This window comes from Paenibacillus sp. LS-5 (assembly GCF_056121505.1).
The window spans coordinates 185,237-207,036 of sequence record NZ_JBWAVA010000010.1 but is presented as its reverse complement, the minus strand read 5'-3'; the positions used below and the strand labels follow the sequence as shown (position 1 = coordinate 207,036).

The 21,800-nt window shown below is 50.3% G+C and carries 29 protein-coding genes; 7 read left to right on the top strand and 22 right to left on the bottom strand.

Features of this window, described 5'->3' with window-relative positions; translation table 11 throughout:
• Positions 1-29 precede the first annotated feature (29 nt).
• The 13 genes from gatA to uptA form a co-directional block, all read right to left on the bottom strand.
• Positions 30-1,487 carry an Asp-tRNA(Asn)/Glu-tRNA(Gln) amidotransferase subunit GatA gene (gene gatA, locus AC0MA3_RS16450; protein WP_474656960.1) on the bottom strand — a complete coding sequence of 486 codons (1,458 nt, stop codon included), beginning with the start codon at positions 1,485-1,487 and terminating at the stop codon, positions 30-32.
• 23 nt (positions 1,488-1,510) lie between these two features.
• Entirely contained in the window at positions 1,511-1,798 is a 288-nt protein-coding gene (gatC, locus tag AC0MA3_RS16445) for an Asp-tRNA(Asn)/Glu-tRNA(Gln) amidotransferase subunit GatC (RefSeq protein ID WP_474656959.1), read from the bottom strand.
• A 317-nt stretch (positions 1,799-2,115) separates the two neighbouring features.
• Positions 2,116-2,499 (bottom strand): ATPase, encoded by a 384-nt coding sequence (locus AC0MA3_RS16440; protein ID WP_379162994.1) that lies wholly within the window; start codon positions 2,497-2,499, stop codon positions 2,116-2,118.
• A 158-nt stretch (positions 2,500-2,657) separates the two neighbouring features.
• Positions 2,658-3,428 carry an ABC transporter permease gene (locus AC0MA3_RS16435; protein WP_474656958.1) on the bottom strand — a complete coding sequence of 257 codons (771 nt, stop codon included), beginning with the start codon at positions 3,426-3,428 and terminating at the stop codon, positions 2,658-2,660.
• Positions 3,425-4,336 carry an ABC transporter ATP-binding protein gene (locus AC0MA3_RS16430; protein WP_474656957.1) on the bottom strand — a complete coding sequence of 304 codons (912 nt, stop codon included), beginning with the start codon at positions 4,334-4,336 and terminating at the stop codon, positions 3,425-3,427. Before AC0MA3_RS16430 ends, AC0MA3_RS16435 begins: the two co-directional genes overlap by 4 nt.
• Positions 4,336-4,527, bottom strand: a complete 192-nt coding sequence (locus AC0MA3_RS16425) for a PLD nuclease N-terminal domain-containing protein (protein WP_379162986.1) — start codon at positions 4,525-4,527, stop codon at positions 4,336-4,338. Before AC0MA3_RS16425 ends, AC0MA3_RS16430 begins: the two co-directional genes overlap by 1 nt.
• Before the next feature lie 48 nt (positions 4,528-4,575).
• Complete coding sequence (locus AC0MA3_RS16420; protein WP_474656956.1) at positions 4,576-4,797, bottom strand: hypothetical protein; 222 nt, start codon at positions 4,795-4,797, stop codon at positions 4,576-4,578.
• Positions 4,794-5,123, bottom strand: a complete 330-nt coding sequence (locus tag AC0MA3_RS16415) for a DUF5345 family protein (RefSeq protein WP_474656955.1) — start codon at positions 5,121-5,123, stop codon at positions 4,794-4,796. Before AC0MA3_RS16415 ends, AC0MA3_RS16420 begins: the two co-directional genes overlap by 4 nt.
• Positions 5,101-5,643: an RNA polymerase sigma factor SigY gene (gene sigY, locus AC0MA3_RS16410; protein ID WP_474656954.1), complete on the bottom strand. Its 543-nt coding sequence runs from the start codon at positions 5,641-5,643 to the stop codon at positions 5,101-5,103. The genes AC0MA3_RS16415 and sigY overlap by 23 nt, the downstream gene beginning before the upstream one ends.
• A gap of 58 nt (positions 5,644-5,701) precedes the next feature.
• Positions 5,702-5,878 carry a hypothetical protein gene (locus AC0MA3_RS16405; RefSeq protein WP_379162974.1) on the bottom strand — a complete coding sequence of 59 codons (177 nt, stop codon included), beginning with the start codon at positions 5,876-5,878 and terminating at the stop codon, positions 5,702-5,704.
• A gap of 183 nt (positions 5,879-6,061) precedes the next feature.
• Positions 6,062-6,691 carry an MBL fold metallo-hydrolase gene (locus tag AC0MA3_RS16400; RefSeq protein WP_379162971.1) on the bottom strand — a complete coding sequence of 210 codons (630 nt, stop codon included), beginning with the start codon at positions 6,689-6,691 and terminating at the stop codon, positions 6,062-6,064.
• 6 nt (positions 6,692-6,697) lie between these two features.
• Positions 6,698-7,264 carry a thioredoxin family protein gene (locus AC0MA3_RS16395; RefSeq protein WP_474656953.1) on the bottom strand — a complete coding sequence of 189 codons (567 nt, stop codon included), beginning with the start codon at positions 7,262-7,264 and terminating at the stop codon, positions 6,698-6,700.
• Positions 7,261-7,875, bottom strand: a complete 615-nt coding sequence (gene uptA / locus AC0MA3_RS16390; RefSeq protein WP_379162965.1) for an undecaprenyl phosphate transporter UptA — start codon at positions 7,873-7,875, stop codon at positions 7,261-7,263. Before uptA ends, AC0MA3_RS16395 begins: the two co-directional genes overlap by 4 nt.
• Positions 7,876-8,123: 248 nt before the next feature.
• Between uptA and AC0MA3_RS16385 the strand changes: the two genes are divergently transcribed.
• Positions 8,124-8,453 (top strand): autorepressor SdpR family transcription factor, encoded by a 330-nt coding sequence (locus tag AC0MA3_RS16385; RefSeq protein ID WP_379163043.1) that lies wholly within the window; start codon positions 8,124-8,126, stop codon positions 8,451-8,453.
• Between the two features lies 1 nt (position 8,454).
• Positions 8,455-9,108 carry an SdpI family protein gene (locus AC0MA3_RS16380; protein WP_474656952.1) on the top strand — a complete coding sequence of 218 codons (654 nt, stop codon included), beginning with the start codon at positions 8,455-8,457 and terminating at the stop codon, positions 9,106-9,108.
• A gap of 131 nt (positions 9,109-9,239) precedes the next feature.
• Here AC0MA3_RS16380 and AC0MA3_RS16375 read toward each other — a convergent pair whose 3' ends face one another.
• The 3 genes from AC0MA3_RS16375 to AC0MA3_RS16365 form a co-directional block, all read right to left on the bottom strand.
• On the bottom strand, positions 9,240-11,744 hold the full coding sequence (locus AC0MA3_RS16375) for an O-antigen ligase family protein (RefSeq protein ID WP_474656951.1): 2,505 nt from the start codon (positions 11,742-11,744) through the stop codon (positions 9,240-9,242).
• A gap of 192 nt (positions 11,745-11,936) precedes the next feature.
• Positions 11,937-13,130 (bottom strand): class I SAM-dependent methyltransferase, encoded by a 1,194-nt coding sequence (locus AC0MA3_RS16370; protein WP_474656950.1) that lies wholly within the window; start codon positions 13,128-13,130, stop codon positions 11,937-11,939.
• 247 nt (positions 13,131-13,377) lie between these two features.
• The gene (locus AC0MA3_RS16365; protein WP_474656949.1) at positions 13,378-14,040 is read right to left on the bottom strand and encodes a DUF6483 family protein; all 663 of its coding nucleotides are present in this window, start codon (positions 14,038-14,040) and stop codon (positions 13,378-13,380) included.
• A gap of 213 nt (positions 14,041-14,253) precedes the next feature.
• Between AC0MA3_RS16365 and AC0MA3_RS16360 the strand changes: the two genes are divergently transcribed.
• Positions 14,254-14,757, top strand: coding sequence for an ArsR/SmtB family transcription factor (locus tag AC0MA3_RS16360; RefSeq protein ID WP_474656948.1), 504 nt, complete (start codon positions 14,254-14,256; stop codon positions 14,755-14,757).
• Positions 14,758-16,053, top strand: a complete 1,296-nt coding sequence (locus tag AC0MA3_RS16355) for an MFS transporter (protein WP_474656947.1) — start codon at positions 14,758-14,760, stop codon at positions 16,051-16,053.
• A gap of 79 nt (positions 16,054-16,132) precedes the next feature.
• Here the strand turns inward: AC0MA3_RS16355 and AC0MA3_RS16350 are convergent, their stop codons facing one another.
• Together AC0MA3_RS16350 and yyaC are read right to left on the bottom strand one after the other, a co-directional pair.
• Entirely contained in the window at positions 16,133-16,918 is a 786-nt protein-coding gene (locus tag AC0MA3_RS16350; protein WP_474656946.1) for an alpha/beta fold hydrolase, read from the bottom strand.
• A 102-nt stretch (positions 16,919-17,020) separates the two neighbouring features.
• A complete protein-coding gene (gene yyaC, locus AC0MA3_RS16345) occupies positions 17,021-17,527 on the bottom strand; it encodes a spore protease YyaC (protein WP_474656971.1) in 507 nt (168 codons plus the stop codon).
• A 183-nt stretch (positions 17,528-17,710) separates the two neighbouring features.
• Between yyaC and AC0MA3_RS16340 the strand changes: the two genes are divergently transcribed.
• On the top strand, positions 17,711-17,935 hold the full coding sequence (locus tag AC0MA3_RS16340) for a DUF1128 domain-containing protein (protein WP_474656945.1): 225 nt from the start codon (positions 17,711-17,713) through the stop codon (positions 17,933-17,935).
• A gap of 98 nt (positions 17,936-18,033) precedes the next feature.
• Here the strand turns inward: AC0MA3_RS16340 and AC0MA3_RS16335 are convergent, their stop codons facing one another.
• Positions 18,034-18,753: a pirin family protein gene (locus AC0MA3_RS16335; protein WP_379162942.1), complete on the bottom strand. Its 720-nt coding sequence runs from the start codon at positions 18,751-18,753 to the stop codon at positions 18,034-18,036.
• Between the two features lie 391 nt (positions 18,754-19,144).
• Between AC0MA3_RS16335 and AC0MA3_RS16330 the strand changes: the two genes are divergently transcribed.
• Both AC0MA3_RS16330 and AC0MA3_RS16325 read left to right on the top strand, forming a co-directional pair.
• Positions 19,145-19,648, top strand: a complete 504-nt coding sequence (locus AC0MA3_RS16330; RefSeq protein WP_474656944.1) for a YtxH domain-containing protein — start codon at positions 19,145-19,147, stop codon at positions 19,646-19,648.
• Positions 19,649-19,773: 125 nt separating this feature from the next.
• The gene (locus AC0MA3_RS16325) at positions 19,774-20,106 is read left to right on the top strand and encodes a DUF5665 domain-containing protein (RefSeq protein ID WP_379163037.1); all 333 of its coding nucleotides are present in this window, start codon (positions 19,774-19,776) and stop codon (positions 20,104-20,106) included.
• Between the two features lie 90 nt (positions 20,107-20,196).
• Here the strand turns inward: AC0MA3_RS16325 and AC0MA3_RS16320 are convergent, their stop codons facing one another.
• The 3 genes from AC0MA3_RS16320 to AC0MA3_RS16310 are packed head-to-tail and all read right to left on the bottom strand — an operon-like array spanning position 20,197 to position 21,773.
• The gene (locus tag AC0MA3_RS16320; protein ID WP_062519132.1) at positions 20,197-20,967 is read right to left on the bottom strand and encodes a sigma-70 family RNA polymerase sigma factor; all 771 of its coding nucleotides are present in this window, start codon (positions 20,965-20,967) and stop codon (positions 20,197-20,199) included.
• A complete protein-coding gene (rsbW, locus tag AC0MA3_RS16315) occupies positions 20,964-21,416 on the bottom strand; it encodes an anti-sigma B factor RsbW (protein WP_474656943.1) in 453 nt (150 codons plus the stop codon). The genes AC0MA3_RS16320 and rsbW overlap by 4 nt, the downstream gene beginning before the upstream one ends.
• An 18-nt stretch (positions 21,417-21,434) precedes the next feature.
• Positions 21,435-21,773 (bottom strand): STAS domain-containing protein, encoded by a 339-nt coding sequence (locus tag AC0MA3_RS16310; RefSeq protein WP_379162933.1) that lies wholly within the window; start codon positions 21,771-21,773, stop codon positions 21,435-21,437.
• Positions 21,774-21,800: the final 27 nt, after the last annotated feature.

Here is a 21,800-nt window from a genome sequence, read left to right as displayed (position 1 = left end):
CTCATTCCCTTAAAAGTTTTGTGCTGCAATTACAGCTGCGGAAGCTGCTTGTGATGATCCGTATGCTGTTCATAGGCATGTGCAACCCGCAGAACTGTACACTCATCAAATTCTTTACCAATAATTTGAAGGCCGACAGGCAGTCCTTCAGCAAAACCGCAAGGAATGCTGACGGCAGGAATGCCGGCGAGACTAACAGGAATCGTCAAAATATCATTCAGATACATCGTCAGCGGATCTTCTGTCTGTGTTCCGAGTTTGAAGGCTGTCGTTGGTGCAGTCGGCCCGATGACTACATCGTACTTTTGGAAAATTTCATCAAAGTCCTGTTTAATCAGGGTCCGCACCTTCTGGGCTTTCAAATAATAAGCGTCATAATATCCGGAGCTCAGTGCATACGTACCTAGCATAATCCGCCGCTTAACCTCGGCTCCAAAACCTTGACTCCGGGAATTGTGATACAGATCAAGCAGACCTCCCCCATCATCGGCTCGTACCCCGTAGCGAACACCATCAAAACGTGCCAGGTTGGAGGAAGCTTCCGAGGAAGAAAGCAGATAGTAAGTAGCAACTGCATACTCTGTATGCGGCAATGATACTTCTTCCCACACCGCGCCAAGGCTTTCCAGCACTTTCAGTGCGGACAGAACGGTCTCACGGACAGAAGCATCCACGCCTTCACCGATATACTCCTTCGGCACAGCAATTCTCAGTCCCGAGATATCGCCTGTGAGGGAGCTGAGATAATCAGGAATATCAACTTTGGCCGAGGTCGAGTCTTGAGCGTCGTAGCCGGCAATGGCCTGAAGCACATAAGCCGAGTCCTCTACATTGCGGGTAATCGGACCAATCTGGTCCAGTGAAGAAGCAAATGCAACAAGCCCGTAACGTGAAACCAGGCCATAAGTAGGCTTAAGGCCCACTACTCCGCAGTACGATGCAGGCTGACGTATGGAACCGCCAGTGTCGGAACCGAGGGCAAACAGCACTTCTCCGGCAGCCACCGCTGCTGCAGATCCGCCGCTGGAGCCGCCGGGAACACGTTCCAAATCCCAAGGGTTGCGGACCGGGCCGAAAGAAGAATTCTCATTGGAGCCGCCCATGGCGAACTCGTCCATATTCAGCTTGCCGATTGTAACGGCATCTGCCTGGCGCAGCTTGGAGACGACAGTGGCATCATAAACCGGCTGAAAATTGGAGAGGAATTGACTGGCACAGGTAGTGCGCAGCCCCTTGGTAACAATATTGTCCTTAATTCCGGCAGGAAGACCAAAGAGCAGTCCACGGGCTGCTCCAGAGGCCAGCTTATCATCCAGCGCACGGGCTGAAGTGCGGGCTCCCTCTTCATTTAAAGTCAAAAATGCATGCACTTTACCGTCGCGCTCCGCAATGGCAGCCAGGGATTCTTCAGTCAGTTCGCTGACTGAAATCTCTTTGGCATGCAGCATATTATGTAATTCAGGCAATCGATATTGAAATAAGCTCAACATTCTTCCTCCTTTCGCTATAGTTATTCGAGAACTGCGGGAACCTTGAAGTGCCCGTCTTCGTCTTCAGGTGCGTTAAGCAGCGCTTCCTCTTGAGACAAGCTCTCCTTCACTACATCATCACGCATGACATTGCTGACCTGTAGTACATGGGTGGTCGGTTGTACGTGATCTGTATCCAACTCGTTCAGCTTCTCAGCATATTGTAAAATAGCATTCATCTGTTCAGTAAGTTTCGCCTCTTCTTCCGGGCTTAGATGCAGGCGGGCAAGCTTGGCCACGTGCTGCACATCATTGACGGTAATGCTCATTCGAATATCCCTCCTGTTTAAAGGGCTAAAGCGCCCGGATAACGTGTTAATTATATTGTAGAAGCCTCTACAATTCAATCTGCTTATCGTTTCAGGGCTAATACAATTGAAAAAGGAATGTCACACAAGCCATGTAATGCTTGGGACACTCCTTAAGGGGGAGCCGAATAAACGGTTGGACTCGGTGACCTCCAACCATTAACACTGTGCGTTCCCGTTGAATGAAACTAATTAAGCATAAATGCATCAAGGAATTCCAGATCCTAAATCCTCATAGATGAGCAGGATACAAAAAAACCGGCTTGCGCCGGCTTTTCTTAAATCCAAGCACGGAGGTTCACCTGTTTGATGAAATCCGCCTGGGACAGGCTTTCCTTAGTGGTTGTCTCTGTCTCAACTGCTTCTACTTCTTCGCCGTTCATCAAATGATGAAACAGCTTCTCATTATGCGTGGACAAAGCATAATCTATTAATGCTTCATGTGTTGCACTCTCAGCCTGAGCCGCCAGCAACTGCTCTTCCGTCTCGACATCCTCAGCTGTAACATAGAAATTTCTGTTGGCTTGTGGAACACGGATGACGTAATCAAAAGCATTGTCGGGATTACGGTCATAAGCAATCAGGTAGCCATAGTCCCCGATAGGAAGACTCTGCTCGAAAGCGTCCGCGACAATGACAATCTTCTCACCTAAACGCAGCATCGCCCTACCTCCTGACCTGGAATCTTTCATAACTCTTACTTGTTCCAACAGTCTACTAAAAAAAGATAGAGCTGTCTAGCACCAGGAAGCGGGTTCAGCCGTTTTTTTGCAGATAACATTCTAAAAATCGATTAAATTCGTCAAATTTTGCATTTTCATTACTCAGGCAGTTTATTCCTGCCCATAAGGAGAGAAGCTGCAGAAATGCATACCACAATCAGAACACCTGCAGAAAAAGCAGGCTCCCAGGCACCGAAGCTTCCTTCCGTAATAATTAGAGCTGACTGGGCGGATAGAGCCGCTGGTGTCCAACCTAACTGCGAAGGCAGCAGACTATGCGCGAGCGTCATTGCCGCTGCTGCCCCCAGGCCAAGAAAAGCAGCCGCTGGTCCACGCAGCCATGCGCTGAAGAGCAGCGTCAGTGAGACTGCGCACAGCAGCCACAGCCCATACAGTCCGGCCCCCGCCCAGAGTCTGCTCCAGGAAAGAGCCCCTATCAATTGTTCCGTATAGTAGGCCGCACCTGCTACACCCAGTCCAAGGGAAATCATCAGAGTGGTCAACTGGGCAGCCCATTTAACTGAGACGATGGTTATCGGGGTTACCGGCTTGACCAGCAGCATTTCCAGAGTCCCTCCGCTCCGCTCACCAGCAAGACTGTTCATCACACCCAGCACAAGGATCAGCATGCCGATAGTACCATATTGTCCAAGAGTCTGAGCCATTACCACAGCCGCTCCGGGCATCTCATAGCCCTCCAACATTCCTGGTGGCACATTCCCGGAAGCTTTGAGAATTTCGGGCATGTAATAGGTTGTGAGCGGCTGCATAATACCAAGAATAATAAATACCACAGGGACCCAGATCAGCTTATAGCTGCGCAAGGCCTCCAACAGTTCTTTCTGGTATAGCGTCCAAAGCCTCCTCATACTCCCACCACCTTCATGAACAAGTCCTCCAGGGTGGAGGAGCCCGCTTCAAACTGTAGTAACGGAATGTCCTGACCTGCGGCTTCCTGAAGAATGGTACGGCGCGCCAGTTCCATATCAGTGACATTCAGAGTGGCGGATCCGGAGGTGATCATTGACTGTTCAACAAATGATCTGTGTGCAAGACCCTGAAGCCATATCAGTGCCTTCTCCTCCATTCCCGTACTCAATCTGATTACGGGCAGGCTGTACTGTGAACGCAGCCTGGACAGTGCTCCCTGTTCTGCTATTAAACCATGGTTCATCAGGATAATATCATCACATATTTCTTCGGCGTCATGCAGGACATGAGTAGAAAAAATAATTGTGGTCTCCTCCCGTATTCCCCGTAACAGCTCTATCACTTCCCGGCGTCCAATAGGATCCAGGGCAGAAACCGGCTCATCCAGAAGCAGCAGCCGGGGACGATGAACCAGCGCCTGTGCCAGACCAAGCCGCTGTTTCATCCCGCCGGAATATCCAGCGATCTTGCGCCGGCAAGCATCCTTCAGTCCTACCTTTTCCAGAACATCCGCTGCGAGTCTACCCGCCTCCCTCGAAGCAATACCGCAAAGCTTCGCTGCAAACACAACATACTCCTGCCCGCTCATCCAACTGTAAAATGCCGGAGATTGGGGTAAATAACCAAGCAAACTGCGGTAATCCATTACCTTACCACCCTCAAAGGAAACCGATCCCGAAGTAGGCTGCAACAAGCCGGCCAGCATACGCAGGGTCGTCGTCTTTCCTGCACCATTAGGGCCCAGTAAAGCCACACATCTTCCTGCTTCAATATCAAAAGAGATTCCATCCACAGAGGAATGCTGTCCATAGACTTTGCGTAAATTGGAAACCCTTAGCAGAGGCATCAGCTTTCTTTCCTTCCGACTGTAAAATAGGCCACACTGCCGAGAAGATTGCCAAAAATCAATATTATGACCCACAGCCACTTAGGTCCCCTTGTCCGTTCTGCCTTGGCCAAAGAAATCAAGCCGATTACAGCCAGCAGTGCCTGCAATGCAAGCAGCGGCCATATTAACCCCCATTTGATCTCATCCATGATTACACCCACCCTTCAAAAATTTCCCCGGAACCACTGTCCGGTTGATCAATGCTTCCTATTCGCTTTCCTCCGGTCAGAATAAACCACAAACAGCAGATAACATAAGAGTGGTGTAGGAAATCCGGTTAACCCCCATAATCCCCAGAACCAGGCCATTTTGCCTTTTCCGCGTTTCTCCGCATTCCGAAAGAGCAGAGTACCCTGCAGCAGCAGTACCACAGCCAGACAACCCCACAACCAATAAGGCACATCATGCAGTTCCTTCACTCTTCAGTATCCTCCCGCCGAAGCCTCAGCCGCATAACTGCAAGGGTGCAAAGTGCGGCAACCGGGAATGCTGCCTGTAGGATCCAATACGTTACTGGAGCAAATCCCAAACCAAACAGGACAACACTTACCAGAAGCAGACCCACAAGCAGGAATCTCTGAAACTCCCTGCGGCTCTGATGTTGCCTGCGGAGTGCCTCATTAACGATCAGCTGCTCCAATCCGGGCAAGGATGGTGGGGATATATCATCATACTGTGCATCCAGCAGCGCCAGGTCTGACGATAGTATCCGAAGCAGTTCTTCATTCTTCTCCATCTTCATCATCACTCAGCTCCTTTCGCAGTTGATGTAACCCTGATGCTACCCTTGATTTGGCAGTACCTGATGGAATCTGCAGAATATCAGCAATCTCTTCATACCCATAACCGTAATAATGCTTGAGCAACACTGCCATGCGCTGAGCGGAAGTCAGACGTGAGAGTGCATCAAGCACCTCGCTCCACTCCAGGTTCCGGCTCTCAAAACGCCACCGGATGGACCGCACTCCCTCTTCCTGCTGTTTCCATTGCTTCTCCAGCTTCCAGCGGCGCTTCTTGTCAATATACAGCCGGGTAGCAATCGTGATCAGCCATGAGGAAAAAGAAGAGGCTCCGTTATAGGCAGCAATCTTCTCCATGCAGCGGACCATGGTGTCCTGGGCAAGTTCTTCCGCAAGCGAAGGGTCCATGGTTGCTTTGATCAGATATTTGTAGAGAAAGGCATAATGATCCCGCAGAAGCACAGCCAGCGCGGAGGTATCCCCTTGCTGCGCTCTGATGATCCTATCGTGCGTCCCGTCGCTCATCTGCTCCTCCATCTGTATCATTCATTCCTATGTAATACGAATATGTAGAGCGAATCGTTCATTCGTGGTCCGAATTATTTTGCAGCTCCCACAATCTCCGCCGCCAGGGCTGAATCACACCCTTGCCGTGCGGGAAGCTCCAGAAGAGACATTCCTTCTTATCCTGTGTTTCAGTAAACGAAGCTGGTACAGCATATAGTTCCCCTGTATGGGTTTCCTGTTCAATTATTTTCATCGGATTCCGCCCCCTAATACCTTTTTCCCGTAAAAATAGACAAAAAAAAGAACGCAAACCGGGATTATTCCACAGTCTGCGTGCTTCGCGAGGTTAAATATTACATTTAATTAACAATATTGTAGCAACTTTGTAGCCTCTTGTCCATTAGTATTTTGCCACTTATTGTCGATTTACAGATGACTACATTGGGACATACGGATTACGAAGCCGTTCAAAGCCGATCGATGTCCGTGGCCCATGGCCGGGAAATACCCGAACTTCTTCATCCAGCAGGTATAATTTGCCCCGGATGGAATCGATAAGATCCCGCTCCCGGCCTCCAGGCAAATCGGTACGTCCCACTCCCAGCTTGAAGAGTACATCTCCGGAAAAGAGATCATTTCCGCAAAGAAAACTGACACTTCCGGGAGAATGTCCGGGCGTATGCATTACCTTGAAGGTAAGGCCCAGAAGATTCAGTACCTGGCCTTCAGCCAGATCATACTCGGCTGGTTCCGTGCTGATAGGCGGTGTGACATCCGGCCACATCAGCGACCCATTCAGCTTGGGACTGCCCAGCCAATCACTCTCCAACGGGTGCAGGTATACCGGACATTGCTTGGCTTTGCGTATCTCATCAAGCCCGGCTATATGATCAAAGTGGGCATGGGTGAGGAGAACAGCTTCAATCTCCATTCCCTGGACTGCGCGCAGAAGGGCTGCAGGATTGGCGCCGGGATCAATAATAATGCCGCGTCCGGGATCCGCTCCGGTAAGCAAATAAGCATTCGTCTGCAGCGATCCCAAATTATATGAACGAATATTTAGCATCGGTTCTTAGAATCCGGAGATCAGGCTGCGCAGCTCTTTGGCAATTACTGCGTGTGATTCCGTTCCTTCCCCGTAAGCTTGACCCATCGCCTTGCGGACTTCGGCGATTTTGCTCTCATAGTCAGACGCTTCCCGGTCAGGATTCTCTTGCTTGAACTCCCTCATCAGCGACTGTACATGCTCTGGACGGGGACCCCAATGACCCAGCACATAACCGCCTGTATCAGCAAAAATCACGATCGGCACAGATCTGCCGCCCATGGTCAGAAAATCATCCATCACATCCTGATTTTCTTCCAAAATCAGCACTTCGGTTTTGATCCCTGCCGTTTCGAGAATACGGAATACAACCGGCACATTGCGAACCACATCTCCACACCAATCCGCAGCCAGTATCAGTACCCGCAGATCGTCCCTGTGGTTCAAACTTTCAAAGTAATCCCGGTCGTCTGCATCTTCCCAGACAAACTTCTCGTACCATGATTCAAATGCCTGCTGGTTCTTCGTCATGCCTTCCACGAACTGGCGCGGAGTAAGGCCCTGGCCGAATTTAGGGGCTACATTCTGCTTCATACTGCACTACCTTTCTTCTTGGATTTGTACCATTTAAACAGGAAGTATATAACAATAATTGCAAGGGCCGCAAGAATCAGCTCATTCGTATACTGGGCAGCTACTTCATCAATCGTCTCCCATTTGTCGCCGAGCGTATATCCTAGATAGACAAACAGCGCACTCCACGGAATTACAGCAAGCGTAGTCAGCAAGGTGAACTTGCCCAGCGACATGCGCGAGATTCCGGCAGGAACGGATATGGCATGGCGCACAACCGGAATAAACCTGGCTGTGAAGATAACACCCGTGCCGTATTTATTGAACCATTCTTCGGAATGGTCAATATGCTTTTTCTTAATAAAAATGTACTTACCGTATTTCTCCAGGACGGGCCTGCCGCCATAACGGCCAATCCAGTACACAAATATCTGGGCCACAACTCCTCCTACTGTACCGAAGAGAACCGCCCCAAAATAATTAATCTCCCCTTGCGAGACCAGATAGCCGCCAAAGGCCAGTACAATTTCACTTGGGATAATCTCAATCATAAGCCCGATCATAATCCCGAAATACCCAAGACTCTGAATCCATTCAAACAACTGCGAGATCAGATCAGAAATAACGTGCAAGTGCAGCTCCTCCTCCCGTTTTATTCGCGGAATTCGCTTTCCTGACGATTCCACTCTATGTACCCAGCTTCTCCTAGCCTATTCTAGCATATGCAGGCTTACGACTTCTACTTAAGGAAAACTGAAAACCTTGCTGGTATGAAATCAATCAGGTGCATCAGGAATGAAAAAACGCATTGACATTTTTATCCTGAAAGAAATATTATACATTTAGATAATTATTTAAATATCGAAAGGCCAGGTGAATGATGAACGAATCTTTCAAAGCGCTGGCTGATCCAACCCGTAGGCAGATTCTGCGGCTGCTTAAGGAAAAGGACCGTACTGCCGGTGAAATCGCCGATTATTTTAACATGTCAAAACCTAGTATCTCCCATCATCTTAACGCCTTGAAACATGCGGGACTGGTGCAGGACGAACGTCAAGGACAATTTATTCTCTATTCGCTTGATACAACTGTGCTGGAAGAGGTGCTAGGCTGGTTCCTTGAGTTCACAGGTACGGGAAATGAGCGTGAAACGCCAAACCGCACGGAGTCCAAGCCCAAACAGAATAAAGATAATAAGGAGGCCGATTGAAATGAAGGATTTCAAGTGGAAGTGGCAGGACACGATGATTGTCATCCTGGGAGTTCTCTCCCTGGGTTATGCCCTGGCCAATTACAGCAAGCTGCCTGACCAGTTGCCTGCCCAATTCAGTATCAACGGTGAGGTCAACAGGTACTGGAGTAAAGGCTCCATCATCGCTCTGACAGGCTTTATGGGCCTTATCTTCCCGCTGGCGATGCAATTCATCCGCAATATCGACCCAAAACGGGAGAATTACAGTAAATTTCAAAACGCCTATAAAATGATCCGTCTGGCGATTGCGGCATTGTGTGATATCATGCTCATACTAATTGTCTCCTATGGTCTGGATCAGAGTATTCCTGCCGGCAAAATCGCTATGATCGTTCTGGGTTTGCTATTTGTTGTGGTCGGCAACTTTATGCCCCAGATCCGGGACAACTATTTCACGGGTATCCGCACAGCCTGGACGCTGGCCAGCCCGGAGGTATGGCGGAAGACGCACCGTTTCTCAGGCAGGATCTGGATGATCGGCGGTCTGTTGATGGTGCTGGGGGCATTTTTACCCAAAAGCTTATCCATCAGTATGATTATTGCAGCACTGGTGCTGGTCATTCTTCTGCCGCTTGCGTATTCGTGGCTGATCTCTTCACGCAGCAGGGTATAAAACAAAGCTTCAAGCTCTTAGAGAGTGCCATCCGGGTAACATCTGATGCACTCCTGTCGCTCAAAGAAAACGATAAGGCATCTGCTTCATTTAACAAGTAAAAGGCTTGAGGCCCGTTATGTCCCGGCGGCTTACAGACGGCTTGCGATCAGGTAATGCCTTGCTTCAGAACGCGCTTCACTTAGCCGCAGGTATAGACCTGCGGCTTCTTCCCCGTTGCCGAACCGGCGGTCATTGTGCTGCAATCCCTTGCTACCCTCCCGCTGCGCCAACAGGCGGTACTGCCTCAGCAGCTCCAGTCCGGCTTCTGCACTCCGGCTTGCGCTCAGCCCGTCCCCCCCGCGGAGTGTCCGAACACTCATGGCCAGCATTCCTTCAGCTGCCTCTATACGTTTGGACGCATTAAAATTATCCAGTTGCTGACTTCTCCTTACCCCGTATAATGCCAATCCCGGATGATTACCTCCCAGGGCCCGCTTAGCCAGTTCCCAGTTCAAAAGCGCGTTCGCTGGAGAGTAATTCAGACTTTCCAAAAGCAGGCTACGTCCCTCATTCCCGGGAAGCATCCGGGATAAAACAGCTGCGGCCATGGGATTGCGCGGGTTCCACTGCAGAGATTGCCGCAGCTGGGCAATCTTGTCCTTCCTGTGTAAAGAATTAACCGCCTGCATATATAACGTCTCCCCCTTCATGGCTTGAAAGGAAAGAATGGAAAGTGCCAGAGCGGTACCGCAAACCAGTGTTAATGATGCAATCCGCCACAGGCAAACCAGCTTCGTGAAGCATAAGGGACTGGGACTGGGCTTGGTCTTGGGGGGGATTGGCGAATGCTCCGGTGAGAATGCATCAGGTAGAGAGTTGGCTGATCCTAGTATGAACTTCATCAATGAAGCAGATCTTATCGGTCTGCCGGTAACAGAAGAAGACTTGGCAAATGCCAGTGGCAATTTGGCGGATGCGGGGGAAGCAGCCGGTTCGTCTTCGGCCATACTGTACAGCTTCCGGGCCCGGGCAAGCGCCGGCAGCAGGAACAGCAGCAGCCACATGAGTCCATAGCTCCAGTCAAAATCGACGGCGCTGTGCAGAGCAAGCGCCAGCAGAGACGGCAGCAGCCTTGGTGCTGCTGCTGCCACCAGCCATCCTGCTGCCACAAGCAGCAGCAGGAGTAGGGCAAGGCCGACACCTCCCAGGTTCAGCAGGAGGTCGAGGTAGCCACTGTGCACCTGGCTGCCCACATAGGGGCGGGACTGGGCGGCGAGATACGAGCTCCGCCAAGTCCCGCCGCCGCGCCCCAGCCAGGGCGCCTCTGCCGCGAGCTTCCAGGCATCGCGGTAGAGCAGTCCGCGAGCGGCGACCGTCGAGGACGGTCCGGTGATCCGCTCGCGTACCTGCAGTAGGACGGCGCTGCCCGCCGCCGTCCACAACACCGCCGCCAGAGCTACGCTGGCGGCTCGGCCCCTGCCAGCCGCGTCTAGCCGGCGGCAGCACAGCCAAGCGCCGCCAAGCAAGGCGGCGCTCCACAGCCCGGCCAGCAGCAGCAGGCCGGGGGCAGGCTCCACCGCCAGCCCGGTACGGGCCAGCTGGCGGTAGAACAGCGCCGCAGCAGCCACGGGCGCAGCGCCGGCAAGCAGAAGCGGCGCACAGAGCTGGCGCTTCCAGAGCAGGACCGCGGCGCCGGCCAAAGCCGCGGTCAACCACGCGCCGCGCGACTCGCTGAGGAGCAGCGCAGCTGCATAGGGGAATAGCGGCAGCGTGCGAAGCAGCTGTCGTCCTCCCGCACCCCCGCACATTCCGCTGCCTTCACGATTTTTTCGACCCTCCCCCCACTTCCTTATCCCGCTCCTTCCGCCACAATTATGAATACCCAGCACCGCGCCTCTTATCCTTTTCCCGTACCTTCCGCTCCATTCCCTAAACGCGGATGCCCGACCATACATACCAGTGGCTGCAGAATGGTCTACCGCTGCTGACTTGAGGTCAGCCCGTTCCACCAAGGGAGCAGCGGCAAATAGACGCTCCAGCAGAAAAACAGCCATCACCGCGCCAAACGTATTAGGATATTGAAGCAGGCCTGCCAGCCTGGCCCCTGTGGCGCTGATCTCAGCTGCTGAAGTATACATTACTGCATAGGGAAGCCTCATCCCCGCGCATACCGCAAGCAAAGCGCTTAAGCTGACCGCCATTCCTGTCACATGCCATATCGCCGCGAGAAGCCGGGCTCCCTGCCGGTATCCTGCACAGACATAGGCCAAGATCGAAAAAGAAGCATAAAATCCCCAGCGGAGCAGCTCATCCAGAGTCCCCTGCGCAGATATGGGATTCCGCACCCCTGCCCATGCATAAAGAACAAGGAGCGCCAGCGGACAGCCCAGCAGAATCAAAGCCGCATGATTCCCCGTGGAGATCTTGAATATTCGGACTGTCCCGTTGGTCCGCTTGCGTAGTTCAGCTGCAGCTAGCCCCGGAGCAAAAAGAATCCCGCAACATACAAACCACACCGTAAGAAACGGATACATCTCTCCCGCAAAAAACATCCCCCTCAGCAGACAAGCTGCGAGAGCCGCAGCAAAAACCGCAACTGCACAAACACACACTATAGCCAGATCCAGATGATTCTGCCGTTCGTTCCACCTCACACGAATTTCCCCTATATGAATTTAGTTACCTTTAGTATTTCCAGATTTAATACGAAACAAAAGGCAACGCATCCAGAACAAGGTTATCGGGGAAAACCTTTACTTTCTCTAATGACAAACAGGACGGAATGGTCCCCTTAGGGAAACAGTACCGTCCTGTCATGGTATTAACTATTAATCCTATAAATGAGGTTAACCCTGTAAGCTGCTTTGAATCGGCAGCAGATCGGTGCAGGCGCGTTCAAGATATGGCTGTGCACCTAGGAAGTCACGGAATGCGCTGTATTCGCGCCATTTGGCGGCGTTGTCCCCGCTTGTACTTTTGACAGCGCGGATCAGGATGTTCTTCGGCGTATGTTCCATATCGATGAACTCCAGAAGTTGTGTCCGGTAACCCATCAGATCCAGCAGCTTCGCCCGGATCGCATCGGTAGCGAGAGCAGAGAACCGTTCTTTCAGAATTCCGTGCGACAGCAGCGGATTCAACACCTCGCTTTCGATCTGGGCAAACAGCTCGTGCTGGCAGCAGGGAACCGAAAGGATCACCGATGCGCCCCAGCGGACGGCTTTTTCGAGAGCAGCATCAGTTGCAGTATCGCAGGCATGGAGCGTAACGACCATATCAACCTGATCCAGCTCGTTATAGTCGGCAATATCTCCAACCAGGAAGCGCAGCTTGTCGTAACCGAGCCTGGACGCAAGCGCACCGCAATGCTCAATAACATCAGCTTTGAGGTCGAGCCCGACAATGTTCAGCTCCCGCTGTTCACGAATGGCCAGATAATGATATAAAGCAAAGGTTAAATAGGATTTGCCGCAGCCAAAATCAACAATGGTCAATGGACGGCCGGTGGGCAGATCAGCAAGCACATCCTCCACCATCTCCAGGAATCTGTTGATCTGACGAAACTTGTCGTATTTCTTGGCCAGCACCTTTCCTTCGCTGTTCATAATACCCAGCTCGACCAGAAACGGTACAGGTTCTCCTTCATCCAGCACATACTGCTTGCGCCGGTTATGAGCCAAATCCGGAGCCTCCTGCTTGCTAGGCGATTTGGTCAGGATTGAGACCTTGTACTTTTTGCTGATCAGCACTTGATAATCGGCCTCTATGGTACAGAGCAGCCCTTGGCGGAACGTCTCTCTCATCAGCGTCATCAATTCCTCCGCTGCAGCTTCAGCCGGGATATTGCGGTGCTCAACCTTCGGACCGGTATAATAGGCAAACTGATAGTGCAGCTTGCCCTTTAATTCCACAGGCTTCACCTGCACCTTGCTGTAGAGGGTCCCGCCTTTGCTGCGCAGCTGGCTAAGAGTTGCCGTAATCAGAGTACGGCCGGCCATAATTTGTTCAATCAATGCATTTAAAGATTCCACAGGGTACATCTCACTTTCGTCACACAGAAACGGCTACGGACTCTTTGGGAAGGCAGCGTATGATTTTGAAACTGCGATCGTTCCCGGATGCCGTTTCTGCGCGAAATAGAAGAATATATTATAGCGTTATACATTTGAGTCCTGGTTATTCAACATTGGAGACGCTTGTTCTCCTGAATTTTCTTAATTAGTATAGCATTATTTCAGTTGGACCGTGGCCGTTGGCGCGGCTCACCTTGTTAACCCGCACACCATACTACTGCGTAATCGCTGCAGTACGTCTCTCCCATTCATCCCTGCCTTCTGTAACCTCTTGTACCGGGAGACCGCCCCGTTCCAGTTCATCCGGGCTTATCAGCAGCAAGCGGCCATAGAGTTCTCTGCCTTCCCGGACAACGTCTTCCCCTTGCTCCCATAGTCTGTAGAGGCTGTCTTCCGCTTTGGCGTACCGGCCAATGGATTCCATATAGACGAGCAGCAGACGCTCCGTTTTTGCCGGAAGCCTATACGCCTGAGTTTCTTTTAAGAGCTCATCAATATCAGCCGGCATCTGCAGCAATTCACGTTCTGCACCATGAAGATCGGCGTACAAATAAAGATGCAGCGATCTCATCGCCCTGAACAGCGCAGCATCTTTGTCTCCAGCCGCAGCAAAGATTTCTCCTTCTTCTTTAAGCAGCCGCGCCACACCCTGAAGCTTATCAGATTCCACCACGCCTCCAAGCAGGTACATATCAATAATATCCTCGACGGACAGTGAATTCAGCAGCCGGGAATTCAGGCGAAAATGCCGGTTCAGCAGCTCATCGACCTCCCACAAGGCTTCGGTTGTCTTTTTCTCCTGCTTAAGTGTCATAACCTTGGCGACCATCGCTGTCATATCCTCTATCATCCGCACGATGTAGTCTCTTCGAAACATATTTGCACACTCCTTCCGGCTCCCATTAGAATTCATCTTAAACCATTAAACATCTATACGCCACTTAGCCGGCCTGTGACCGAAGAGGTCCGGAATAGAAATGGATCTGTTGACAAATATCCACAAGATGAAATACACTAGCTTTACATCGATCTGTAATCCAGATCATTCTAACATCCAGATCTATTTTCTATCAGACGGGGGGATTTTCGCATGAATGAAGAAGCGGAACGTCAGACACATATTCTGCCAGTGCCTCTTACGGTATCTCCAGAACAGGAAAAGCTCCTGGAAAGTGCACTGCGAATCAAGATTATGCATGTGCTGGCTGAACAGCCGCTGACCTCCAAACAGGTTGCCGAGAAGCTGAAAAAAACTCCTGGGAATATCCATTATCATATCAGCAAGCTGTATGAGGGCGGGCTGCTTGAGCTTGTGAGGACAGAGGCAGCCGGAGGCATTATACAGAAATTCTACCGGTCCAAGGCCACTTGGTTTCATTCGGAGAATCTAAGCGGCTTTCAGTTCCGGGCTGAAGATAAAGTAGAACATTTAACTACACGACTGGCTTTATCCCCGGAAGAGCTGGAGAACTTCCAACGGGAGTTGATGGATTTCATTTCTTCCTGGGAGTCCAAACCTGCAGAAGGAGATGAGTACGGCGTAGATATTGTCATTGGCCGGCTGAGACCACCTGAACTGGAGGTGAACCTTTGAATGATTCCTGCAGGTACTTCTGAATCAAGCAAAGTGAATCTGCTTCGCGGGTTTGCCGCACCTTTTGCCAAGTCGCGTGCGTTCCCTTTGTTGTGGCTGGGACATTTGATTTCATTCCTCGGCAGCTCGGTCACTATGGTTATTCTGCCTGTCCTTGTCTATTCCCTGACTGGCTCAACAACAACCATGGGTCTTGTCATGGCAGTCTACATGCTGCCCAATATCATCATGCTGCCGGTCTCCGGTCACATTGTAGACCGCTACGACCGGGTGAGGATCATGATGCTTGCTGATATATTCCGTGCATTAATCATGCTCGCTACGGCTGTATTCGCGCTGAACGGTCTTCTGAGCATTCCGCTGCTGCTTGTATTAGTCGGCTTCTACGGCTTGCTGGACGGTCTTTTTCAGCCGGCTTATGCCGCAGTCCGGGCAACGGTATTTACACCCGACATCCGGGTCACGGCAAACTCAGTTACACAAATGACCACACAAACCGTTCGTTTGATTGGACCTGCTCTAGGTGGAATTCTGATCACTCATCTGTCAGCTGGCATCGGTTTTGGTATTGATGCTTTTACCTATGTAATCTCGCTGATCTGTCTGATCTATCTCCGCAAAACACTAATTTCCAGAGCAGCTATGGATAAGTCTGCTATAATACATTCTAATGTGATTAATTCCCCAGCCACCGATTGGAAGCAGGATTTCAAAGAAGGGATTGCTGTACTGCGAAGTCATCCCTGGCTGTGGATCACTATTCTTGCATTTTCGTTTATCAATATTTGCTACACCGGAATTACAAGTATCCTGGTTCCCTGGCTTTTCAAGGTACATCACGGATGGGACCCGTACATCTACGGGCTTGCAGTTACCTGCTCTGGTGCCGGGGCCATTCTTGCCGGATTGATTTTTGGCTTACGGCAGAAATGGAGCCACCGCGGCTTGATGGCCTATGGCGGTGCATTCGTCAGCGGGGTAGCTCTGCTGCTGCTGCCTTTCATCCCCAGCGCAGCAGGTGCCGTCATTCTGTTCTCCCTGGAAGGCTTCGGCTTAATGGTCTTCATGCTGATTTGGGAGATCAGTATGCAGGAGCTGGTTCCGCAGGAAGCGTTCGGGCGCGTAGCAAGTCTTGATATGCTGGGTTCCTTCGCACTGCTGCCCATAGGATATATTCTGGTCGGCTGGCTGGCAGATCTTATCGGCGGGGTAGCAACCATCGCGATCTTCTCCGGGCTTGGGATGGCCTGTATCTTGCTGGTGCTGAGCATCCCGGCTATTCGCAAGTTCCAATAACAGAGGCAGCACCCGCTTGGTTCCGGCGGGTGCTGCCTCTGTAGGTTTGCTATATGCTCATCTTGTTCCAATTCTCCAGTTATTTGCGCACAGCCGCATGCACGTAATCTTTGATGATTTCGGTCAAGCGTTCAGGGGCTTCATACATGCTCATATGCCCTGCTCCTGTAATCGTCGCCTGGGTTATGTTCGGTTTGTCTGAGGTAAACGTCCGCTCTGGAGATACCTTACTGTCCTCTGCACCGGCTACAAGCAGCACCGGCAGTGTCGTAGCTGAGATGACATCGCGGCGGTCAGGCCGCTCACGCATCGCCATCGCTGCACCCACCGCCCCTTGGGGAGGTGTTCTATAACCGATCTCCTTCGCACGTTGCAGTAACTTCGGAGCGGCACTGGGTGCAAAGAGGCCTGGCACCAGACTATCCACAAACGCAAAAATCCCTTCGTTCTGAATTATACTTACACTTTTCAGACGGTTCTCCTTGGCTTCATCACTATCCGGGTAACCACTGGAATGAATCAGCCCGAAGCCTTTAAGGCGGGATGCGTGACGCTGGGCAAAGGACAAAGTGATATATCCGCCAAGTGAATGTCCCAGCAGATAACACTCCTGGATCTCCAGCGCATTAAGCAGTGACAATACATCATCAGCCATCTGATCAACTGTATAAGCTCCGAGCGGGGCATCCGAAGCACCATGGCCCCGCAGATCCGGAGCAATTACCCGATAATCGCCGCTCAATAGCGGGATCACCTGCTCCCAATATCCAGAGCTTCCACAGAAGCCGTGCAGCAGCACGATAACTTCACCTTTACCGTGATCACTGTAACAAATATTGCTTCCCTCACAACGAATGTTCTCCATGTCGCTTCCCTCTTTCTATGTAGCAGCCAAACGCGGCTCGCGGACCCCTGGACGCTCCGTATCTTGAGACGGTTTGCTTGTCTTAATTATTAAGCCGATTTTTCAATCTTGAAACGCTTTCTTGATATCCATTCCGAAACCGGCCGCCGCAGCATAAGCAATTTGCCCGGCCATTCCCATCACCCTGTTTAGTGGCGTGCTCTGCAGTGTCCGGTAGGGCCGTGGCCCGTTCACATCTACAATAGCAGCCAAGCTGTAATGTCCCACTGCCGGAAGCATCAGTCCCACAGATTGTGCCGGCTGCAGTGGCTCAGCAGCTGTCAGGAAATAGCCAAGCGAGGCCGGGGGACCGAGACATGCATCAATTGCAATAATAACCTGCCCCGCAGGAATCTCTGCTATCCGTGCCTCCAGATTATCCGCGTCACAAGGTGATGGCAGCGTGCCGCTTACATGCGGAAACCCATGCTCCAAAAGCTTGCTTCCGGTCAGCGGTCCAAGCGCATCACCAGTGGATCTGTCCGTGCCTATGCACAAAAATGTGATCTGCTCCAGCGGATGCCGGGACGCGATCTCCTGAAAGAAGGAAGTCAGCCCGAAAGCATCCATTTTCTTGCGTTTTCTGCTTTCCTGCTCCCTGATTGCCAATTTCCTGCCCCTTTCTGCAATTGATAACGAATTTATTTCTTTTAATTTAACATGATATCTAAGAAAGGAACAAAAAAATGGTGTTTGCGTCCCCAAACATGTTAGAATGTTTGAATTAATATATAGAGAGGACTGTTAACCCTAATGGATCTTTCACAGCCAACACAGGAAAATGTTGAATATATGATTGAGGGCATTAAAAATAAGCTGAAGATGGCAAGTGCTGCAGCCATGCAGGCTTCAGCCTTCTCGGTAAAGAATTATGAGGATATTTTTGATATTTACGAAGTTGCTATGGGCAGTGACAGACTAAGCATCTCCCAGGTTGAAGCACTGGTCTCCGAACTTGGACGCCTGCGGGGCAAATAAAAAGGGATATAAGCACAGACAGGAGCCCCATACCTTAGGGCCATCAGCGGATGGACATCTAAGGCAGGGGGCTCTCTTTGTCTGGTTGACCTATGGAATTAAGGAAGGTCGATCAACAGGAACTCCGCGTTCACGTCACTGCCTGTACCTTTTAAATTCAGATCGCAGCTCTTGCGTATGCGGGCGGCGTCGCCCGGCTGAAGGTAAAAGGTTCCGTCCGAGCACGAGATCTCCAGATTGCCGGAGACTAGATAAATATGCGTCCGCCTCTCTTCGCGCTGAACGTAAGTCAACTCCCGGTTAGTATCCAGAGAAGACAGATAGACCGTTACATTCTCATTGATCTCGAGCGCGCCCTCTTCTCCCTTCCCTGAGGCTACAGGCAGAAGCGTATTAGTCTTATGCTCAATTGGAAAGAATTTCGCATCCCATTTGGGCTGCCGGCCCGGCTGATCCGGGAGCAGCCAAATTTGTAGAAAACGTGTATTCTCCGTATCCGACGGGTTGGTCTCGGAATGATTGATGCCGGTACCCGCGCTCATAACCTGAACGCTGCCGCCCTGAAGCTCTGCATGATTACCTTGATCATCCTGATGCTTCAGTACCCCGGATACCACATAAGTTATAATCTCCAGGTCGTGATGCGGATGTTCGTGCATACCTTGCCCCGGTCTAAGCTCATTGTCGTTATGAGCCAGCAAGGCCCCAAAGTGCGCATTGCTTGGATCATCGTAATCGGCAAAAGAAAAGCTGAATTCACTGTGTATCCATTCTTTATTCGAAGTATGACGTTCTGCTGATGTAATAATCTTGATCATAATTGTGTGCACCTCCAATGATGTAGAAATCTTATCCTCAAATACAAGGGCGCTATAATTATGTATTTCTTACCCCCTTCCTTTCTTTGTCAATCATGGAAGCATGACTGGTTGCCTGCCTTTATTATTCCGACTGTTTGTAAAGTCCTAAAATCGCCCGTTTTGATCGCTCTATGCCTACTAATATCTCATATGCTGAACCATGCTTCGGCAATCTTTGCCATCCTACTTTGCTGTTTCAGCCTATACGCCCAAGTTTATATACGAAGTAAGAACGTTCAGGACACCCTGAAATCCAGTCGACGTCTGCATGGGAAACTATCTATTCTATATACTCCACTCCCTGCAGCCGGAACCTGGAATACAATAATCTAATGAGGAGTGATTGGTTATGAATAAAGCAGAGACAGAATATCCGGTAGAAAGCGGAAACACATTTTTCAAAGGTATTTTTATCGGAGGTTTGATTGGAGCTGCCGCTGCATTGCTGTTCGCTCCTAAGCCTGGCCGTGAAATGCGCAGTGACTTGTCTGAAAAGTTCTCGACAGCTACGGACAAAACTAAAGAGGTTGCAGGTGTCGTAACGGATAAAACGAAGACGATCGCCGCTACTGTCGGAGAAAAGGCTACGGATCTTGCCAGCACGGTATCCTCCAAAGCTTCTGATATCTTCACTACAGTCAGTGACAGCAAACAGCAAATTGCTGCTACGTTATCCGAAACAGGTAAAAAAATTGGTGAAACGGTAGGAAGTGCATCTGAGGATATCTCTTCTGATGTCAAAGACGCTTCCAAAGACGTTGCTGATGAGGCTTCCGCTTCTTCCAAGGATATAGCGGACACCGCAAAGGATGCCAAAGAAGAAGTTAAGTCTTCTTATAAATCTTCTTATTAAAAAAGGTGATCCGCGGCTTGATCTAAATTCGGGAACAGCCAGCTCACTTGCAGCTGGCTGTTGTTATGTCACATCTATTCGTTAATCAAAGTCCGGTTACGGGCTATAGAAAGCAGGTATACCTTATGGGAGATGCGGGAGGCAACACGAAAACCTACGATGTGGAGGAGCATCCCTTCGAGCTGAGGCATGAAGTAAAACGGCTGAACGCCAGGCTTGACAAAATTGCCGATTCCCTGGAGAAATCGGAATTTAAGGATATCCTTGAAAACTATACAGACCCTAAAAAACGGATCATCACCAATCTCATGGCAGGCATATCCCGTGGTCTGGGACTATCGCTTGGTACCTTTGTTATTCTCGGCTTGCTGGGTTATATTCTTAGCTTGTTCCTGAATGTACCGGTAATCGGAGAATATCTGGGAGAGATTAAAAAGTACATTGATGCCAATAGCTGATTCACTCCGGAACGAATCCAAACAAAAAGGACATGCTCTCTCTGGATGGGAATCAAGGCATGTCCTTTTTGTAATAACACCACTTTTATATTAATAGGATGAATTCGCCATAATCTGCTTTAGCTTTTCTGTAGCCCGTTTCTGAATGCGGGATACGCTCATTTGCGACACTCCAAGCTTCTGGGCTATCGCACGTTGGGATTGACCGTCCTGGAAAGCGAGCAGCAATACCTGCTGTTCCTGTTCTTTGAGCTGTCCGAGAGCTTGTTGCAAGTCCATGCGTTTCTCCACGGTCTCATAATCATTGGCTTCGGAGCTGATAAGCTCACCAAGCGTAGCACCTGTCTCCTCCTGGGACAGAGGTGAATCCAGGGATACGTAATGGTAGCACTCTCGGCCGGCCAGTACTTCCACTGTTTCTTCTACGGTAAGATCAAGATAATGGGCAATTTCCTCTACAGCAGGAGAACGCTCCAATCTGATGGTTAGCTCATCAATGGCCTGCTGTACAAGAGCACCTTTTTCTTTAATCCGTCTAGGAACCTGTATGTACCAGGATTTATCACGCAGAAAATTCTTCATATGCCCGATCATGCTTTTCATGGCATAAGGCTCAAATGGAATTCCCAGACTGATGTCATATTGCTGCAGCAGCCGGATCAGCGCCATTTGTCCTACCTGGTACAAGTCTTCGTATAGATCTGGACGGTTGCGGGCAATTTTCCCGGCAGCCATCTTCACCATAGGTTCATATTTACGGATCAAAACCGTTGCAATTTCATTATCTTTGGTCTGCTGGTATTCCCAGATCAGACTTACCGCATCGTTCATGGACTCTGGGGGAGTCACTTTTTCGTTCATACTTTCTCCTCGCTGAAATTAAGCCGCTTGGTCAGGGTAACGACTGTCCCTCTCCCTGCTTCGCTCACTACGCTAACGTCATCCATGAGCGCTTGCATTAAATAAAATCCCAGCCCGCCTACCTGAACGTCATTCAGCTCTTTGTCATGCAGCGTCATGCGTTCTTCGGACGCTTCCAATCCGTCAAAACTCTCCCCCTCATCTTTGACGGTGATGGACAAGGCTCGTGTCCCAACTTCAAAGATCACATCAACCATCCCGTCTTCCTGCCCATAAGCATAAAGAACGGAATTATTGCAGGCTTCCGAGACAGCCACTTTCATATCCTCGATGTCTTCATAAGTAAAGCCCATCTTAGAGGCAATGCCATATAAATTCAGTCTGACGATATCAACATATTCTGCACTTGCGGGTAACTGAAGAACTACTTTTTGCACGTCATCACTCATCCTTAGTTCGATCCTTTCCTAGTGGGAATTCTCTTGGGGGGCAAAAAACTTGGAGATTCCTGTCATATCAAATAGCTTCTGTATTTGCGATGGAACTTCCTCCACCGAAAACTTAACGTCCATTCCATGTCGTGCTTTGAGAATCGAGAGCAGAATACCAATTCCTGTACTGTCGATATATCTCAATTCCTTCAGATTAATCACAAGATCCAGCCCAGTATCCCCTACGAGTGGTTCCATGACCAGACGAAAATCGGGAGCTACCGACAAATCAAGCTCACCAACTAAGTAAACTGTGCATACATTACCTTCTTTTTCGGTTCTTGCGTGGAACTTTTCGCTTTTATTTGTATTCATAGACAATCTCTCCTGATAAATGTTTTC

Bases quoted from the DNA above. Each gene is read 5' to 3' on its own strand.
- AC0MA3_RS16350 (WP_474656946.1), bottom strand. From the start codon at position 16,918: ATGGAGAACATTCGTTGTGAGGGAAGCAATATTTGTTACAGTGATCAC.
- rsbW (WP_474656943.1), bottom strand. From the start codon at position 21,416: ATGAGTGATGACGTGCAAAAAGTAGTTCTTCAGTTACCCGCAAGTGCA.
- AC0MA3_RS16380 (WP_474656952.1), top strand. From the start codon at position 8,455: ATGAAGGATTTCAAGTGGAAGTGGCAGGACACGATGATTGTCATCCTG.
- sigY (WP_474656954.1), bottom strand. From the start codon at position 5,643: ATGAGCGACGGGACGCACGATAGGATCATCAGAGCGCAGCAAGGGGAT.
- AC0MA3_RS16330 (WP_474656944.1), top strand. From the start codon at position 19,145: ATGAATAAAGCAGAGACAGAATATCCGGTAGAAAGCGGAAACACATTT.
- AC0MA3_RS16405 (WP_379162974.1), bottom strand. From the start codon at position 5,878: ATGAAAATAATTGAACAGGAAACCCATACAGGGGAACTATATGCTGTA.
- AC0MA3_RS16370 (WP_474656950.1), bottom strand. From the start codon at position 13,130: ATGTACCCTGTGGAATCTTTAAATGCATTGATTGAACAAATTATGGCC.
- AC0MA3_RS16360 (WP_474656948.1), top strand. From the start codon at position 14,254: ATGAATGAAGAAGCGGAACGTCAGACACATATTCTGCCAGTGCCTCTT.
- AC0MA3_RS16395 (WP_474656953.1), bottom strand. From the start codon at position 7,264: ATGAAGCAGAATGTAGCCCCTAAATTCGGCCAGGGCCTTACTCCGCGC.
- AC0MA3_RS16385 (WP_379163043.1), top strand. From the start codon at position 8,124: ATGAACGAATCTTTCAAAGCGCTGGCTGATCCAACCCGTAGGCAGATT.
- AC0MA3_RS16425 (WP_379162986.1), bottom strand. From the start codon at position 4,527: ATGGATGAGATCAAATGGGGGTTAATATGGCCGCTGCTTGCATTGCAG.
- AC0MA3_RS16335 (WP_379162942.1), bottom strand. From the start codon at position 18,753: ATGATCAAGATTATTACATCAGCAGAACGTCATACTTCGAATAAAGAA.
- yyaC (WP_474656971.1), bottom strand. From the start codon at position 17,527: ATGGATGCTTTCGGGCTGACTTCCTTCTTTCAGGAGATCGCGTCCCGG.
- AC0MA3_RS16325 (WP_379163037.1), top strand. From the start codon at position 19,774: ATGGGAGATGCGGGAGGCAACACGAAAACCTACGATGTGGAGGAGCAT.
- AC0MA3_RS16400 (WP_379162971.1), bottom strand. From the start codon at position 6,691: ATGCTAAATATTCGTTCATATAATTTGGGATCGCTGCAGACGAATGCT.
- AC0MA3_RS16340 (WP_474656945.1), top strand. From the start codon at position 17,711: ATGGATCTTTCACAGCCAACACAGGAAAATGTTGAATATATGATTGAG.
- AC0MA3_RS16415 (WP_474656955.1), bottom strand. From the start codon at position 5,123: ATGATGAAGATGGAGAAGAATGAAGAACTGCTTCGGATACTATCGTCA.
- AC0MA3_RS16430 (WP_474656957.1), bottom strand. From the start codon at position 4,336: ATGCCTCTGCTAAGGGTTTCCAATTTACGCAAAGTCTATGGACAGCAT.
- AC0MA3_RS16440 (WP_379162994.1), bottom strand. From the start codon at position 2,499: ATGCTGCGTTTAGGTGAGAAGATTGTCATTGTCGCGGACGCTTTCGAG.
- AC0MA3_RS16320 (WP_062519132.1), bottom strand. From the start codon at position 20,967: ATGAACGAAAAAGTGACTCCCCCAGAGTCCATGAACGATGCGGTAAGT.
- AC0MA3_RS16435 (WP_474656958.1), bottom strand. From the start codon at position 3,428: ATGAGGAGGCTTTGGACGCTATACCAGAAAGAACTGTTGGAGGCCTTG.
- AC0MA3_RS16355 (WP_474656947.1), top strand. From the start codon at position 14,758: ATGATTCCTGCAGGTACTTCTGAATCAAGCAAAGTGAATCTGCTTCGC.
- gatC (WP_474656959.1), bottom strand. From the start codon at position 1,798: ATGAGCATTACCGTCAATGATGTGCAGCACGTGGCCAAGCTTGCCCGC.
- AC0MA3_RS16310 (WP_379162933.1), bottom strand. From the start codon at position 21,773: ATGAATACAAATAAAAGCGAAAAGTTCCACGCAAGAACCGAAAAAGAA.
- AC0MA3_RS16365 (WP_474656949.1), bottom strand. From the start codon at position 14,040: ATGTTTCGAAGAGACTACATCGTGCGGATGATAGAGGATATGACAGCG.